The organism is Vibrio glycogenivorans (assembly GCF_051660965.1).
Taxonomy (GTDB): Bacteria; Pseudomonadota; Gammaproteobacteria; order Enterobacterales; family Vibrionaceae; genus Vibrio.
In genome coordinates this window covers 132,438-149,249 of the sequence record NZ_JBPVIS010000008.1, presented here as the reverse complement: position 1 = coordinate 149,249, position 16,812 = coordinate 132,438, and the positions used below count along the sequence as shown (strand labels likewise).

Here is a 16,812-nt window from a genome sequence, read left to right as displayed (position 1 = left end):
TTTCAAAGAAGCCAAAATCAATGGGAACAGAATAGCTCAAAATTTCCTAAGTATTTACTGCCGTGCCACTTGTTGGTATTGACTGGGTGTCATACCAGTTGACTTTTTAAACACAGTAGAAAAATATGTGGGGTTGTTAAACCCTACATCGAATGCCACATTCGTTACTGGTTGAGACAAAAGCAATATCTTAGCTCGATTAACACGGATATCGGTTAAATACTGATTAATGGTTTGCTGTGTGTTAGCTTTGAACACCTGCGTAGCTTGGGAGCGACTGACCTTCACCGTGGCGGCGACATCATTAACACTAATGTCTTTGTAATAGTATGTATTCAGGTATTTCTTGATATCTTCTACTAACTGGTTGTTTAAACTACGATTGGAACTCTCTTTTACCGTTTGTACCAAGAACTGACACTCTTGAGTGAGTATAACAAAGATGTCATCGCAGTTGGTGCAGTCGTCAATACGCCTACTGAGCCCTTCAAGTTTTTGAATTAGCGCAGGTGCTTCAGCACCAGTAAAAATGACAGTGTCATAAAGCATAAACAAGATTTCTTTGACTCTCAGGCGAATAGTATTGATATCGTCATAAGTGAACTGCTTAAGCTTAGTAAAAAGCATAGTAGCTTTGTCCTCAATTAGACCGGAGCTGGATGTTCTTACTATCTCAATCAGCTCTTCACGCTCTTTCAATGGATAAGCCAAATCACGTTCAGCTGGGTAGTAATCGCTGAATGTCACTTTGTCTAATATTACTTTTTCTGGCCTAGTTTTTTCTTGTTGATGACTGTGCTCTAACTCACGGTTAGTTTGCTTGATATCAAAGAACATTGCAGCACCCCAAATTAAGGGGGTCAGGCTTGAGCCAACGTAGTAGACCTCCCATAGTTCTAGCAAGTTACCAATCAACATAAAAAGGTATAAGCTCAATGCACCATAGAGAAAAAAAGATACAAACCGAGATACACCTTTAAATAACAAATAACAGCATGGAGCTAATAACCATAGAGTGATAAATAAAGCCTGTGCATAGTAAATAGTAGGGTAAGTTGGCACATAATCGAGCCCTAGATTAAAAGGAAGGGTTAGAAAAAATAATGCTGACCATGCTAAACCTGATGTAATACTTAATATTGCAATTTTTTTTGAGATGCGTGAGTTAGCGAGAATGAATAGCCCTATTAGTAAAGCAGGGATCCCAGTTGAGAAAAGTAGTAAGTTTCGGATTAAATCATAAATAGCTTTGATTTCTTCGTTAGGCATAACATTAATCAGAGGCCCGCATAAGAAGAGAATGAAGGTTATGATAAAGGTAGATATATATGGGTAAGCCTTACCCATACGCTGCCTTACTAGTGTTAAATATACAAACACACCAGAAAAGACACAAGCACCCGCAAAGGGGATAATGGCTCTAGCAAGGATTGTTAACTCTACTTTTATTTCGTACATAATCAAATTCTATGGTTAGTTTTGTAGATTATATAAGCTGAGTTGGTTACAACTCAAGAGATTGTTTTTGAAATATGATCCAACGAGCACTTTACTGACATTAGCTAGGTTGTGATTTTTTTCAAATATATTCATTGTTGATCTAAGTCTCGTTATGGAACGATGGTTTTGTTGTAAGTCTCTGTTTTGTATGAGTTTAACCTATTTTTAAAAATGTTTACATAAAATGTTGAAGCACTATTGTGAGGTAACTGGTTAAATGTAGTTACTAACGGATATAAGGGGGTGGTTGCTGGTAAAGTACTTGTGTCACACGTCTTGCTGGATTTGCTTTCTGATAGCTAAAAAAGTGACTGTATAGGACTTAGGTAAAGTACGTTGCTTGAGAATTAAATGTTGATTTGTCGCTATGATAGGTGAGGTTAAATATAAAGTTAATGTAGTTAAATTAGTAATCTTTAAGTGATTGCTTATCTAAGGATATAGCCAGAATAGCAAGAGTTAAGTTGTGGCATGAAGCTGCTTGGTGTTATTTGGCTAAGCGTAAAAATATTAGGGAAAATAATATGAAATTGACTAGGTCTACCTTAGGTCTCTCAATAGCACTCGCCTGCTCGGCCTGTAATGGTGTTACGCCTGCGCAAGCAACGGTTAATTCCGATTCACCAAATATTATCGTCATACTAGCGGATGATCTAGGATATAATGATGTAGGCTTCACTGGTGAGACTGAAATTCAAACGCCAAATCTTGATAGGTTGGCAAACGATGGAGTTATATTCAATAATGGTTATGTGACGCATTCATACTGTGGTCCCTCCCGTGCTGGATTACTTACGGGTCGTTATCAAGCTCGCTTTGGTATGGAAAACAATATTCATTACGCACCAAATGATCCACATATGGGATTACCTCTTTCAGAAACACTCTTTGTAGAGCACCTGCAACAAGCTGGCTACCGTACTGGTATGGTGGGAAAATGGCACATGGGGGGCGCTTTACACTTTCAACCACAAAATCGCGGATTTGACTATTTTTATGGATTCCTTGGTGGCGGTCACAACTACTTTCCTGAAGGGGTCGCGGTAGGGCATCCGAATGAGTATTGGGAGCCAATGGTTGAAAACGGTAAGCCAGTGGAATTTCATGAGTATCTGACAACAGCGTTAAGCCGCAAAGCATCTGAGTTCATCGATGAAACAGCCGGTCATCAACCATTTTTAATGTATGTGTCATACAATGCCCCGCATGCTCCTCTACAGGCGATGGGGCAAGATATTGCAAAATATAGCCATATTAAAGACAAAAACCGTCGGATCTATGCTGCTATGGTTGACTCAATGGACCAAGGTGTTGGAATGATAATTGATACCCTTGAGAAGACCAATGAGCTAGACAATACCTTAATTTTCTTCCTCTCAGATAATGGAGGGGTGTTCCCAGAGGAATGGCTACCCACGTATGATTGGGCGGACAATACGCCCTTCCGTCGAGGAAAAGTAGCCTTACTTGAAGGCGGTGTACATGTACCGTTTATTGCTCATTGGCCTAAAGGCTTTAGTGGGGGTATCGAATTTGACGGTTTGGTATCTGCACTCGATATTGCCGCTACCTCACTCGATATCGCAGGTATTGATATTTCAAAATTACCATTAGAGGGGAAAAACTTGATCCCTTATCTCAATGGAGAGAAAAAGGGTTCCCCACATGATGCATTATTCTGGCGTTTTGAAGAAGCCGATAATATCTGGTCTGTGCGCACACCTGAGTATAAGTTTATGTCGCAAGGTTTCCCTGCTACAGATAGAGGCAAGGGTGATGCTGGAATCAGCGGCCGATCGCTGTTTAATATGATTAATGATCCTTATGAAAGCTCCAACCTCGTGGGTAAGGATGCAGAGTTAGAAAGAGTGTTGGCTGCAAAATGGAATGAGTGGAACGAAGGTAATATTCGTAATGTTCTAGAGCAAAGTCATCATTACAAGAAGTCTGTCGGTGACTGGTATGACAGACATTATGCAGAGCGCAGAAAACTCGCTGAGGAGCGTCCTCCTTTTAAAATCGAGTAAGCCTATAGTTTCCTAACCTTCGGGCTAGGAGTTTAATCATACAATAGATTGAGGCTACTAGTTGGACTCTAAAATCCACTTTGGGAAGAGTGATTAAATTAAAATTATAGGGTTGGTAACATAAAGTTAAACCTATAAATGTATTGAGCTGAGTGATGAAGCTTATTATACACATCATTGAAATTATTTTTTTCATAGGTTTTACTTATTGTTGGTTAAGTGATCACTTGTAATGATTAATTTTTTGAAGGTTAGAGCGCTACAAGTGTGTCTGGTTTCAATACTCAGTGTGAGTGTTTGATTTGCTTAATGAATAAATTGTCCAGTAATAAATCTTTATATCTCAAAGGAACTCTAAATGTACATGATGAAAGTAAAAAGCACTGTAATATTGACTATTATACTTTTTGGTGTCTACGGTTGTGGAACGACAAATGTGGCACAACAAGCAAGTACAAATGCCACGGTCAAGGTGAATGAGTACAACTCAGCAGTATTTCTATCTTCTGCTAAACCTAAATATTCAAAATTGATAATGGAAAATCAGACTCTAAAGGTTGAATTTGAAGGTGTTACGGCAGCACAAAGTAACTCACGCTGGCCAACAGCGCGCTTTTTTCCAAAGAAGGGGTGGTGGAACTGGGAAGATAAGGAAGCAATTAAATTTGATATTACCAATCCGAGCCAAAAACCTGCAAAAGTCGTTTTTAAGTTAACGGATAAAAAAGGTCTTTCAGGCATTAGAGCGAATCAATTGGACTACGTTGTAAGTCTACGTCCTGGAGAAAAGAAGCAGATCGAAATGAAGTTGGATGGAGGTTTGCGAAAAGCTCCTGGATATACCGGTGGTACGGAGCTTGATCTCCAATCACTTATGGAACTCAAGATGTTTGTCCGAGGCCCTGTTGAACCTCAGACGGTGTACCTTGAAAACTTTCAGTTAGTTGGCTCATCTAAAGGGTAACTTAAAGTATTTAATCACTTCCCACAAATAGGAATAAATTGATGAAAATTTATAAGAAAAATATCGTACTATTGGCTAGCGCCATCCTCTTTACGACAGGTGTTGCAGCGGATTCAGCAGCAACCAACAAAGTCTCTGAGTTGACATCTGAGATTTTTCTATCAAATGCCAAGGCAAATAATTATGCTAAGACTGAGATGGTAGGTAAACAATTAAAAATAGAGTTTGATGCTGTTAGTGAAATGCAAAAGTACTCTCGCTGGCCACTAGCAAGGTTTACGCCACAAAAAGGTTGGTGGAACTGGGCAGATAAGCAAAGTATTAAGTTTAATGTGACAAACCCAACGAGTGAATCAGCACAAGTATATTTCAAATTAATTGATAGTGTTGGCCTAACTGGCCAAAAAACAAACCAACTAAACTACGGTGTAAGAGTAAAACCAGGCGAGACGAAAGAAGTCGAAATGTTACTAGATGGTGGCAAGCGTAAGTTACGTGGCTATGAAGGAGGGACACAGATTAACTTGCAAGGCTTGATCGAGCTTTCGGTATTTGTTCGCGGACCAATTGACCAACAAACCGTGCTGCTAGAAAACTTTCAGGTTGTAAGCCCAAGTGATAGTTAACATCTAGGTGAGTGAACGTCAGTGAGGTTATTTTACACTGTAGGTTATTAACTGATAGATAACTCTCACTTTTCTAACTTTAACTGTCACTAATAGGTGTTGTTTATGGAATCACCACACCTGTTGTATCGGCTAGGTTTTGAGTGACTAGAATAGTATGCCTTGCTCGTTTTATAGGAAAATAAAATTTTAATGTTAACATGCCATTCTAATTTACAGTTTATCGGCGTGTCGAAAGCGTTCAACTAAAAAATTGGGATGAATATTTTTATAATCTGGGTAGGGCTAAAACGCATCCTTAAGGTTCAGTATAGGAAATGAATAATATAAGAACTTTTTGATATCGATATTTAAGGAGTTACGAATGAAAGCAATAAAGTTGGCCTTAATCAGTTCACTGATTGGCCTGAGTATAAGTGCTAATGCAGAAAATATAGTTGTATTAGAATCTTTTGATTATCCAATAGATACAAAGCTCAATCCCGAGAATGCTTCAAATGTGGAACGTGTTTGGAATGAGTACTCTTCCAATGGGGATGAGCGCTCATGGGAGGTCAATTTTCGAGAAGCCTGGGTCGGTGTTAGTTCAGGGTTTCAACAGCCAGTAGATTTGAGTAAATACAGCACTTTTAGGGTCGATGTATTAAATAAATCTTCTAAGAGTCAAGGTGTTTGGGTAAGGTTAGCAAACGCTGACGGCCAGCGTGTTGACAATAGCTACCAAGTTCCCCCGAGTGTTGACGGTACATTCACTACCCTAGATTTACCTATTGCATCTGCAGGTTTCAATGCAGACTTCTTCGAGTTTTATCTAGGAAACTCATCTACAGGTGACGATATAGTGTATTTCGACCACCTTAGAGTAGTCGAAATCTCTGAAGAAGAACCTCTTGAGACATTTACACGTTTCGGCCTTAACAATCAGGTGGACTCACGAGATATTGCGCCAGACAATATCGTTACTGATGGATTTGCACCCAACGAAGATACCTTGTCTTGGCAGATCACGTATAGCCCAGAAAAACAACGCGCTGCAAAGCTTATGTTTAACGGTACGAAAGATTGGAGCCACCGAAAATCAATAGAATTTGATATTTACAATCAATCTGGTATACCTGCCGAAGTAACTTTCAAACTATTTGAAACTTATAAGTGGGATGAGATTGATGCCTACATTGGCAAGTTTACTCTTGCTGCACATGATCAAGTTCAAAAAATCCAATTACTCTTAGATGATGAAGAGTTTGCTGGCGCGAATTTCGTGGACAGTGTTCTTGTTGACGAATTGCACTTTGTTAGTTGGAGTGACATTACCGTCTCTGTAAATAATATGATGCTAACCAACAATGGCGATGACGATGGCGGTGAAGGTGGTGACGGCGGTGAAGGTGGTAACGAGGACAAAGACTACGATCACACCATGGTACAAGACTTCGAGTCTGCGCAAGATGGTGCGCCGTTCGATACTAAGTCTAACGAAGCCGTTATTGCAACCAATTATATTGTAAGTCAAGACGAGTATGTATCGAACGGGAGTCAATCACTGCAAGTAATCTATGAGGATCTAGAGTTAACTAACTTTAATCAACGCTCGGTTGCGCTTGAAGTTTTTAACGATTGGTCAGCACGTAAAACACTTGAATTTGATGTTTTCAATGCTAGTGGCGATGTATTTTCATTGATTGTTAAAATTATAGCCGGTGATGACTATACTAAGGATTCTATGCTGCAAAAAGAAGTCGTGCTCGATGCTGATGAAGCAGTACAGCGCATTCAAGTCGATATTACTCAACTAGCAGACGCAGGCCCTAATTACGATTTGACCAAAACAAAAATGTTGTATTTTGCAAGTAATGAAGAGGGCATGGTCTATATCGATAACATTCATTTATCCGATAGAGACCTTGAAAGCAAACCTGATCTAAAGCCCGGCGGTGGTTCTGGCAGTAGCAGCGGTAGTAGTTTTGGCCTATTTACATTTTTGATGCTGCCACTACTTATCTTATTTAGAAAGAACAATAAGATAATTAACTGATAAGAACCAAGTACTAGTTGTAGGCTCTATATAGAGTATTTGTACTGTTGAACCTGGTTGACTCGAATTTGTTCTGATATTTTATTAATTTTATATGTAGTATCTGTCAGTTCAAATATCGAGTGTTACAAGTCAATGTATCTAATTGCAAATGTCCGATATTAAAATGATGTTAGCATATTTTAAAATTAGCCATCAAATCAGCGGGCAGTGATTATAATAATAGGGCTATAATCATGTCTCTATTATTTTCAAAAGAGACATGAATCCTATCCATGTCTCTTTTTTTTTCCTAATTCAACTGCAGGTGTCTAATCGAGTTGTTTGTCTTACTATTCGTTACTAATAGAGTCTATCAGGAGTTCGTACAGAAAGCTTAGATTAGAAAGCCTTTAATCTCTTTTGTCACAGGCCACCAAAAAGGGGCGATGTCGCTATTGATACAGTGAAGGGAGTGGGAGTTATCATAGATAGGTCACGAGCGACCAAAAACCATTTGCCATAGGTATAACGTTTGCTCTACCCTAAGTAGAACAAACGTTATACCTAGTTGGAGAGAAAGAATGAGAGAGCAGATCGCAGCGGAGCTGGAAAGCGCATTTAGTTTGCATGGCTTTGCTCAACCGAGCGTCGCTCAGCTCAACAAAGCATGCAGCGTCAGTTTACGTACGCTGTATAAATACTTCCCCTCAAAGGAGGCGATGATCGTTGGGGCACTAGAGCACCGACATCAGCGTTACCTCAATCACCTGATGTCTGATTTGGCCAGCGAACCCCATCAAGCGATAATGCAGATTTTTGAACGTCTCGAACTGTGGATGGAGACAGAAGCACCAAACGGCTGTATGTCAACCAACGCGCTGACTGACTTTGCTGATAATCCAGAGATCAGTCAGGTGGTCAGTGAACACAAACAACAAGTACGCGCCTACCTGGCTAGCTTATGTGGTTGTGAGCAACTTGGGGGCGCGATTTTCCTTATCCACGAGGGCGCTTCTAATGCTTGGCCGCTGATGGGTAAGGCCACTATCGATATAGCTAAATATACCGTCAACCAATTAATCAAAGAGAAATAAACAATGACTTCGATACCTAACACGATGACCGCAGTCCAAATGATCGGTCACGGCGGGCCAGAGATGCTGAAAGTTAATTCTAGCGTCACCGTGCCACAGCCAAAAGAGCACGAGGTGTTGATCAAGGTCTCAGCCGCAGGGGTCAACAACACGGACATCAATACCCGTATTGGTTGGTACTCTAAAAATGATAACAATAGTGAAGATGCAAGTTGGTCCGGTAATGCGTTGCAATTTCCCCGTATTCAAGGGGCTGATGTGTGTGGATACATTGTCGCTGTGGGCAGTGGGGTTGACGCTTCCCGTATCGGTGAGCGTGTTCTGATTGAACCATCACTGCAGAAGGTTAACGGTCAGCAATTGGATGCGCCTTGGTACTTTGGTTCGGAGTGTGACGGCGGCTTTGCCGAGTACACTGTCGTTTCAGATGTGCATGCCTACAAAGTTGAGACCTCAATGACTGACATTGAACTGGCATCGTTCCCTTGTTCATACTCGACGGCAGAGAATATGCTGACTCGCGCAAATGTGAGTGAGCAGGATACAGTGCTGGTCACTGGCGCTTCTGGCGGGGTGGGCTCTGCAGCCGTTCAATTGGCGAAAGCGCGTGGTGCAAAAGTTATCGCTGTTGCAGGTGCTGGTAAGGAAGGGCAATTGATGGCCCTTGGTGCTGAGCGTGTGATTGAACGCGGTCAGGATTTGGTGGAAGCACTTGGCACTGAGAGTGTCGATGTGGTGATTGATTTGGTTGCGGGTCCAACATGGCCAAAGCTGCTTGAGATACTGCGCCCTAAGGGGCGTTATGCGGTATCTGGTGCAATTGCAGGTCCAATCGTTGAGTTGGATGTACGTACGCTGTACCTCAAAGACTTGAGCTTTTTTGGTTGTACGGTGCTAGAGCCAGAGGTGTTTGGTAATCTTGTTGCTCGCATTGAAAAAGGCCAAATTTCGCCTTTGGTGGCTAAGAGCTATCCACTTGAAGAGATTGCTCAAGCTCAAGAGGATTTTCAGCATAAACGCCATGTGGGCAAATTGGTGTTAGAGGTTACTGGTCGATAAGTAAGCTTGTCACTCGAAGCTTTGCCGCTTAACTCGCGTGGGTAAGTGGCAAAGCTGTTTTAAGCTTGCTCAGCCAGCTCAAAGGAATTTCTTATCAGATAAATGCCCATCCCGATAAGTCCTAGATTACGTACCGTGCTTCCAATTGTTTGCAATATCTCAGGAGCACCAATAATCGCAACCAATAAATTGGCGGCTATGCCGATGATAAATAAAATGGAAGTCCAAACCGGGAATATCTGGACTTTGTATGTAGCGATACCGAAACCAATACCACCAACCACCATCAATAGGCCATGAACAGTATAGAGGGAGCCGAGCTGTTGCAACAGAGCCTGATAATCCAAGACGTTCTCTGTGATCGCGTAAAGCGAGGTATGGGCGAAATAGACAAAGGCTATACCGTATAGTAAGGCGCCGATGAGACCAAAGGATTGAATTTTCGACCTCTGTATTGCGTAGAGTCCAATTACGACAAATGGCATTGCAACGAAAGCGATATAGTTTAGCCAAAGCCAGAAAACAGAGAATCTGCCATGATACCACTCTGCTGCATCAGTAAGGATGTGAACACTAGGAGCAACAATAGTACTAACACCAATAACAATGAGTAATTGGCGGTATGACAAATGAGTCGATATACGCATGTTTAACATTGTTACTCCAAAAGTCTGTGACTAACCTGGCTTAATCAGCGAGTAAATGAGATTAATTAATCGAAACATGGACCAACAAGATAACACTATAAATTAAGGATTTTATCGTAGTTATATTAGTGCACTTTGACCCTAGTCATAGGATTTATCTGTTTTGTTGAACTTATACTGAACAAAAAGAAAATAATGAAACATATCAGAGACTCTGATGAAGAGTATAAATTGTGATTGGCAAACCTTTGTGTTAATTTTGGTTGATGTGTTGTTGGGTGCATACTTGTTGATGCTGTGTAACTTCGACTTAAGTTATTGATAAGGAGATCAAAATGAATGTCGTCAGAATAGTCTTTTTCTTGGGTGTGGTAGGCTTAATATTTGGGTGTAACTCAGACGGTTCCGGTGTGAGCACGCAAACTGCAGGTTACTATCTTGATTCATCAGGGTTTGGCGATGATCACGAAATAGGTGTCACTATTACAAAAAACGGATCTTTGAGCCTTCAGATACGACCTAGTGACGCGCCACCGATACTTAGAGGTGTTTCTCTATTGTCGTCGATAGACTCTCCAGTAGTGCATACCTTTCCTGTAAGATATGAGGATACTTTGTATGATGCAACGCTATCAATACCTTATACAGGGTCAGTTGATGGAGAGGTATTGCCTTATACATTAAATATTCCGATGCTTGATATCGATATATCTTCTTCCTTGTTATACACAGCACAAAGAGGTGAGGCGGCTAGGCTTGATAAGCGAATCCTTAACAGAGAGTTTTACAATAGGCTCGGGTCTGACATTGAAATCCGTTACCTTGGGGACGATCTTGTCGAGATTAATTATTACTCCGATTGTTCAATAACAGCCAAAATTCTAGACTCAGGTTTCTCAAGGGGCGAGTACATCAGCGAGGGTTATACAGGCATTGGTGATTCCTATGATCTTTTGTTTACGTTGCCCTCATACTCATGTGGAATAGATGAACATTCTGTCGGGAGCCTGCACTTAGAATCAGAACAATATGAGTATACTATGTTCATCATTCTTGAACGCTCATCTGGACAAGATTTTGGGTTTTACTACTCAGTTAAATAGTTAAGTTGTCTGATAAAAAGTGGACGATAGTAATGGTTTGGAGTTCGAGACATTACCGAATTTCGGTTGCTTGAGCTTCACATTGATGACAATAAACAAATCCACCAAACATATACTTGGTTGCCTCAGCCCCTAACACGACTACTTTTGAGCCTGGTTTTAATTTGCCATTATTTACCAGGCTTGAAAAACTGCACCAAATCGCCGCCGAGCCTAAATTACCCCAATGTTTGGCATCGTTAACGATCTTAGCCGGGTCCACATCCAGAGCTTGAGAAAGCATAGTATCGATATGCCCACTGGCTTGGTGGGGAATGATGTAGTCAAAGTCGCGAAGCCGGTGACCTCGGCTCTCTAAAGCCTGAATGCTCGCTTCGAACAGAGCCTGACCATTCTCACGTACTTTGCGAGCATTATGATGAAAGCGCACCTTAGTATTTTGGGTATAGGCGGACAGTGAGCCGCCATCGAGAGACAGCCCAGGGGATTTGTCGATGCCGATTTGCCCGGTAAAGCAATCTGAGATAGTGCCGATGCCTTGATGTGTCTCTGGCGCTACAATGATCCCTCCCGCACCGTCACCCATTTGCATGTAATTGACTAGCTGTGATTTATCTAAAAAGTCCGGCTGATAATCAAAATAAACTGAGCCGGTTTCACTGCCAACGATAGCGACGGGCTTATCTAACATCGCAATTCGCGGGATTGCGATTTGTAGTGCATTGGCAAAGCCGGTGCAGGCTTGGCGCAGCTCCATAAAAGGGCCCTGATATCGAAGTTTCTCTGCCACCCATGCGATGTTTGGCGGCAGTTGGGTATCCGGTGTGGTGGTGTGGCCGATAAGATAATCGACATCCTCGAGAGTTAGCCGTGATTGCTTGATCAGAGCGCGGACGGTTTGCTCGGCAAGATCGGAGTTGGAAGGGGTAGGGTGACTGACGGCTTTTTTGATGCTTCGTGAGAAATGTCGCTGCTCTATGCCTAAATAGGGTGCAATCCTAGCAGCAGTCTTGGCGTAGCGCTTGCCGGATAATTGTTCGAGTGCCGATATCAATTGGGTATTGCTAAGTACCTGTGGTGGGAATTGATGACTGGCAGCGAGTACAGATACTTTGTCTGGTAAGAAAGTCACGCTCATTGGTTATCTCTCCTTGAAAATCGAATTGGTTAGGCACTGGTCGCGTCGAATATATCGTCTAGTTGGACACCGATTTCTAAAAAAGCCGTCCGCTCAGTATTGAGAAGTTCAAAGAGTCGTTGTGAGATCACCGCATCCATCTCTCGCCATTTTGATTTATCGTAGCCCAGCCTCAGTGCATGCTTTTTAGATACTGAAACATGTCTAGCTTCATCTTGTTTTATCGCGCGGCACAGCAGGACGAAAGGATGCTGAGGGGCTAGGCGACCTTTTTCGATAAACAGCATGAGCTTGCAAACTAGCGCATCCAGACAAGCTATTTGCGCAAAGTGCTCTTCAATGGTTTTGCGTGCGCCAAGTGAGGCAAAAAAACGCTGACTACGGCGTTTGATCGACAGGATATCGACCGGCTCACCTATTTGACTGCGCACACATTCAAGCGCTTGCTCATGGTATTTCTCATCTAACACAATCCGCTCGAAATCGTCCTGCGCGGTGACTTCGATTGAGTGGCTCTTTTGTCGCTGCGACTCGTTATAAAATACCCATTGAGAGCTTTGTTCGCCGCATACCAGTAAGGGTAGTAGGCGAGAAAGGGCATGAGCCTGCGCGTCGCTAAACAGAAACTCACTAGTCTGATATTGCTCAAGCCACGCGCGTACAGGGCTTTCACTATTGGCAGCAAAAGTACTTGGTGCCTCTACAGGGACAGAGGGAAAACACGCTTTCATGGTCATGGGCACAATCCGTTGGTAACACACGTTATAGATAGACCGGGTTTTTCGGGATTTCTTTACTTAGAAAAACTTTAACACGGGGGCGAGGTTCGGGGACGGGCGTTGCCCTACGAGGAGCTAGGAGACTTGTGGTGGTTGGCAGTGCAAGAATACGTACCCATGGTGTGTGTGAATATTGACCGTGGTGACTAGTTGAAAGGTGATTTGCTTGAACGCAAACGTTTAATTGAGGTGGAAGGTTGTGCTTTTGATCTCAATTGGTTGGGTTTTTGGTTTGTTGGTGTTGCGCATAATGGTGACTCGGACAGGGGGTGTCCGAAGCGGTTCTATAATTGAGTTGTCAGCATCAGAATTCGCTGTGTGATGCCAATATTATGTGCCGCAACGGGAGGCGATATGCTTAAGCAACAACGAATCAACACTATTCGTTCGCTATTACTCAAAGATAAGCAGGTTACCGTTGCTGAACTGGCAAGCATGCTAGAGGTGACGGACCGAACGATAAGACGAGATTTAAAACAATTAGCAGACTCCGGCGTCGCAGAGCTGTTCTTTGGTGGAGCAAGACTCGCAAAACAAAATAAAGAATTATTAAAGCAAGTAGGCATTAAAAGTATTATGAGTGCGCTCACTGACAAATATGATCAGGAACTTGAGGGTATGAACGCAGAGAACGAGGACACATTGGGTGTTTACGTACTGGGTTCATTCAATATCGATATCGTTTCTGAAGTTCCCGACTTCCCAAGAAAAGGCGAGACGATCCATTCGCTATCGACCGATTTTTTTGCCGGTGGGAAAGGCTCAAACCAAGCCACAGCAGCAGCTAAGGTCAATAAATCCGTACACTTAGCGGTAAAAATTGGTGATGACGAGTTTGGTACCAAGGCCAAACAGTATTTCTCTGGTACCGATATTCACTCATTTACCATTTTTGAAAATGAACATCGCCACACGGGTAACGCGTCAATCTTTGTCTCTCAGTTATCGGGAGAGAACTTTATTGCGATTGACCTCGGTGCCAACAAAACGATTTCTGATCTTGAGGTCCATCAAGAATATAACCTGATTGAAAAATCAAAGGTGTTTTTGACTCAGTTAGAGAATAACTTTTCTGCCACCAAACTGGCGGTTGAATGTGCCAGTCAGAGCGGTTCACAAGTGATACTCAACCCTGCGCCATACATTGAGGAGTGTCAGTCGATTCTGCACTTAGTCGATATCCTGACGCCAAACGAAACCGAAGCGCAAGATATTACTGGGATTGAGGTCACTGATATTGAGTCGGCAAAACAAGCCGCGGCGGCGATCCAGCAAATGGGTGTCAAGGTGGTGATCATTACCCTTGGCAGCAAAGGCGCCTTGATGTACGACGGCACACAATACCGCCACTACCCACCGTATCGAGCAGCAGTGACGGATACCTCTGGGGCTGGGGACTCGTTTAATGGTGCATTGGCCGCGTGTTTAGCCAACGATCAATCACTGGATTATGCGATTAAATTTGCCAGCGCTTATGCCTCACTCGCTGTGGAGCGTAAAGGGGCATCCAATATGCCGGAATACGCTCTCGCCAAAGCCAGAATGTCTGAACAGGATAAATTCCAATGAACCCACATCAACCAAGATTGACGCAAATGACGGCAAGCTTTGAAACGCTGACTTTAGCTGAGCGTATGGCAAACATGGACGTACCAAAGCAGGGTAAGGTGGCAACGGTTATCGATAGCGATACCTACAACGAGATTGATGATCAATTTGCCATTGCTTGGGCGATGCTGCGCAGCGATCGTATCGATCTGCAAGCGGTGTATGCAGCACCCTTTACCAATGCGATGTTTGACGATGCCCACGAGCCAGTGGCGGACCCAAAAGTGGGTATGACCCTGAGCTTTGAAGAGATTGAGCGTGTGTTGGAGCGTGTTGAGACTGAACGCAAACCGCAGATCTTCCGAGGCTCCAGTCGCTATGTGTATCAAAGTGATGCGCCGGAGCGCTCTGAGGCGGTGGAAGACCTGATCGCCCGTGCTCATGCTTGTGATGGTGTGTTGCAGGTGATCAGCATTGGCGCACCAACCAATATCGCTCATGCTTTGATTGCCGATCCATCGATTGTTAAAAAGCTTCATGTGCTTTGGCTTGGCGGGCACAGCTTTGATTGGCACGATACCCAAGAGTTTAATTTGCTCCAAGACCTCGATGCCAGTCGCGTTCTGCTTGACTCGGGTGTGGCTTTAACACTGTTCCCTTGCATGGGAGTGACCAACACCTTGGCGACCTCCGTACCGGAGTTGCAATACTACTTGGCGGGTAGCAGCAAGATTGGTGACTACCTCGCAGCAGAAGCCCCTAAGTGTCCTTGGATTGGTTTCGCCAATCGCAAGGTGATTTGGGATATTGCGCCAGTCGGCTATCTATTAGATTCGAACTGGTACACGGAGACTTTCCAGGCTTCACCCGTATTGAACGATAACTTGACTTGGAGCTTCGATCAGCGACGCCATCCAATTCGTGTGATCAAATTTATTGAACGCGACCACCTGTTTGTCGACCTATTTCAACGCTTAATTAACGGTTAAACATTTTAATGCAAACTCTAATCCCTTTGTGTGGTATCGCCACACTGCTTTTTATCGCTTGGATATTCTCTTGCAATCGCAAGGCGATTCATTTTCGCACCGTTAGTATCGCGTTATTACTCCAGGCGTCGATTGCCGCCTTTATCTTGTTTGTCCCTGCGGGGCAAATCATGCTGGTGGGTATTTCTAATGCCGTTAGCTCGATTATGGACTATTCAGGCGAGGGCATTCGTTTCTTATTTGGTGATTTAGGTGCTTTTGGTTCTGGATTTATTTTTGCCATCCACGTTCTGCCTATCATTATTTTCTTTAGCGCCTTAATGTCGGTGCTGTATTACCTTGGCATTATGCAGCGTGTGGTGAAGTATCTCGGTATGGCGGTGCAGAAAGTGCTTGGCACTTCTCAGGCAGAGTCGACAGCGGCGGCGGCCAATATCTTTATCGGCAACACTGATGTGTTTGTGATGATGAAGCCTTACGCCCCACGTATGACCAAATCTGAGCTATTTGCCTTGATGACGGGCGGCTTTGCCTCAATAGCAGGCTCTGTGCTGGTGGGCTTTGCTGGCATGGGTATCGAGATCAAATACCTTGTCTCTGCAGCGTTTATGTCAGCGCCAGCGGGCCTCTTGTTTGCCAAGATTATCTACCCTGAAACTGAGACGCCACAAGATGTGGAGTTGGAGATCTATCAGGAAGAGGACCGCCCAATCAACGTGATTGAAGCGGCGACCAGCGGCGCCTTTAATGGCCTAAAAATGGCCGCGGCGATTGGTGTGATGCTTTTAGCCTTGATTGCGCTGATTGCGATGGTCAATGGCATGTTGGGTAGCCTATTTGCGCTTGTTGGCATCGAAGGTGTAACTCTGCAAGCCATCTTCGGTTATCTATTTGCGCCAGTGGCGTACCTACTGGGTATTCCAAGCGATGAGATCATGATCGCCGGTAACTTCCTTGGCCAAAAATTGGTACTCAACGAGTTTGTTGCCTTTATGGGATTCTCTGAGGTGCGCGAGACGTTGAGCCCGAATAGCCAAGCCATCATTACCATGGCACTGGCTGGCTTTGCCAACCTTTCAGCCCCAGCAGCGATGATTGGTGTGCTGGGTACGATTGTGCCGAAGATGAAGCCATTTATCGCCTCAATGGGCGTGCGAGTTATCCTTGCTGCGACCCTGGCTAACCTAATGAGCGCAGCACTGGTCGGCTTACTTCTCTCATTTAATTAATTCACTTTATGGGGGATAACCTCTCCCATTATTTTTAGTCGCTGTGCCCATCTCTGGTGTACTGGGCATAGTGACGCTCGTCCTAAAATAAA

Annotated in this window: 14 protein-coding genes; 10 read left to right on the top strand and 4 right to left on the bottom strand. The window is 43.4% G+C overall.

Annotated features, from left to right (window positions below):
- Positions 1-54 precede the first annotated feature (54 nt).
- Entirely contained in the window at positions 55-1,458 is a 1,404-nt protein-coding gene (locus tag ACSTTG_RS16520) for a helix-turn-helix transcriptional regulator (RefSeq protein WP_438475600.1), read from the bottom strand.
- A gap of 566 nt (positions 1,459-2,024) precedes the next feature.
- Between ACSTTG_RS16520 and ACSTTG_RS16515 the strand changes: the two genes are divergently transcribed.
- From ACSTTG_RS16515 to ACSTTG_RS16490, 6 genes are all read left to right on the top strand, one after another.
- Positions 2,025-3,527, top strand: a complete 1,503-nt coding sequence (locus ACSTTG_RS16515; protein WP_438475599.1) for a sulfatase family protein — start codon at positions 2,025-2,027, stop codon at positions 3,525-3,527.
- Positions 3,528-3,885: 358 nt separating this feature from the next.
- Entirely contained in the window at positions 3,886-4,491 is a 606-nt protein-coding gene (locus tag ACSTTG_RS16510; protein WP_438475598.1) for a hypothetical protein, read from the top strand.
- 41 nt (positions 4,492-4,532) lie between these two features.
- Positions 4,533-5,117: a hypothetical protein gene (locus ACSTTG_RS16505; RefSeq protein WP_438475597.1), complete on the top strand. Its 585-nt coding sequence runs from the start codon at positions 4,533-4,535 to the stop codon at positions 5,115-5,117.
- Between the two features lie 364 nt (positions 5,118-5,481).
- The gene (locus ACSTTG_RS16500; RefSeq protein ID WP_438475596.1) at positions 5,482-7,152 is read left to right on the top strand and encodes a GlyGly-CTERM sorting domain-containing protein; all 1,671 of its coding nucleotides are present in this window, start codon (positions 5,482-5,484) and stop codon (positions 7,150-7,152) included.
- Between the two features lie 563 nt (positions 7,153-7,715).
- Positions 7,716-8,228, top strand: a complete 513-nt coding sequence (locus tag ACSTTG_RS16495) for a TetR/AcrR family transcriptional regulator (RefSeq protein ID WP_438475595.1) — start codon at positions 7,716-7,718, stop codon at positions 8,226-8,228.
- A gap of 3 nt (positions 8,229-8,231) precedes the next feature.
- Positions 8,232-9,287, top strand: a complete 1,056-nt coding sequence (locus tag ACSTTG_RS16490; RefSeq protein WP_438475594.1) for an alcohol dehydrogenase family protein — start codon at positions 8,232-8,234, stop codon at positions 9,285-9,287.
- Between the two features lie 59 nt (positions 9,288-9,346).
- On the opposite strand, the gene ACSTTG_RS16485 is transcribed toward ACSTTG_RS16490, so the two are convergent.
- Positions 9,347-9,943, bottom strand: coding sequence for a hypothetical protein (locus ACSTTG_RS16485; RefSeq protein WP_438475593.1), 597 nt, complete (start codon positions 9,941-9,943; stop codon positions 9,347-9,349).
- A gap of 326 nt (positions 9,944-10,269) precedes the next feature.
- Here ACSTTG_RS16485 and ACSTTG_RS16480 point away from each other — a divergent pair, with 326 nt between their 5' ends.
- Positions 10,270-11,037 (top strand): hypothetical protein, encoded by a 768-nt coding sequence (locus tag ACSTTG_RS16480; protein ID WP_438475592.1) that lies wholly within the window; start codon positions 10,270-10,272, stop codon positions 11,035-11,037.
- A 52-nt stretch (positions 11,038-11,089) separates the two neighbouring features.
- Here ACSTTG_RS16480 and ACSTTG_RS16475 read toward each other — a convergent pair whose 3' ends face one another.
- Together ACSTTG_RS16475 and ACSTTG_RS16470 are read right to left on the bottom strand one after the other, a co-directional pair.
- Positions 11,090-12,175, bottom strand: a complete 1,086-nt coding sequence (locus ACSTTG_RS16475) for a 3-oxoacyl-ACP synthase III family protein (RefSeq protein WP_438475591.1) — start codon at positions 12,173-12,175, stop codon at positions 11,090-11,092.
- Positions 12,176-12,204: 29 nt separating this feature from the next.
- Positions 12,205-12,912 carry a hypothetical protein gene (locus ACSTTG_RS16470; RefSeq protein ID WP_438475590.1) on the bottom strand — a complete coding sequence of 236 codons (708 nt, stop codon included), beginning with the start codon at positions 12,910-12,912 and terminating at the stop codon, positions 12,205-12,207.
- Between the two features lie 396 nt (positions 12,913-13,308).
- Between ACSTTG_RS16470 and ACSTTG_RS16465 the strand changes: the two genes are divergently transcribed.
- The 3 genes from ACSTTG_RS16465 to ACSTTG_RS16455 are packed head-to-tail and all read left to right on the top strand — an operon-like array spanning position 13,309 to position 16,720.
- Positions 13,309-14,523: a ribokinase gene (locus tag ACSTTG_RS16465; protein ID WP_438475589.1), complete on the top strand. Its 1,215-nt coding sequence runs from the start codon at positions 13,309-13,311 to the stop codon at positions 14,521-14,523.
- Complete coding sequence (locus ACSTTG_RS16460; RefSeq protein WP_438475588.1) at positions 14,520-15,491, top strand: nucleoside hydrolase; 972 nt, start codon at positions 14,520-14,522, stop codon at positions 15,489-15,491. Before ACSTTG_RS16465 ends, ACSTTG_RS16460 begins: the two co-directional genes overlap by 4 nt.
- A gap of 8 nt (positions 15,492-15,499) precedes the next feature.
- On the top strand, positions 15,500-16,720 hold the full coding sequence (locus tag ACSTTG_RS16455) for a NupC/NupG family nucleoside CNT transporter (RefSeq protein ID WP_438457394.1): 1,221 nt from the start codon (positions 15,500-15,502) through the stop codon (positions 16,718-16,720).
- Positions 16,721-16,812 lie beyond the last annotated feature (92 nt).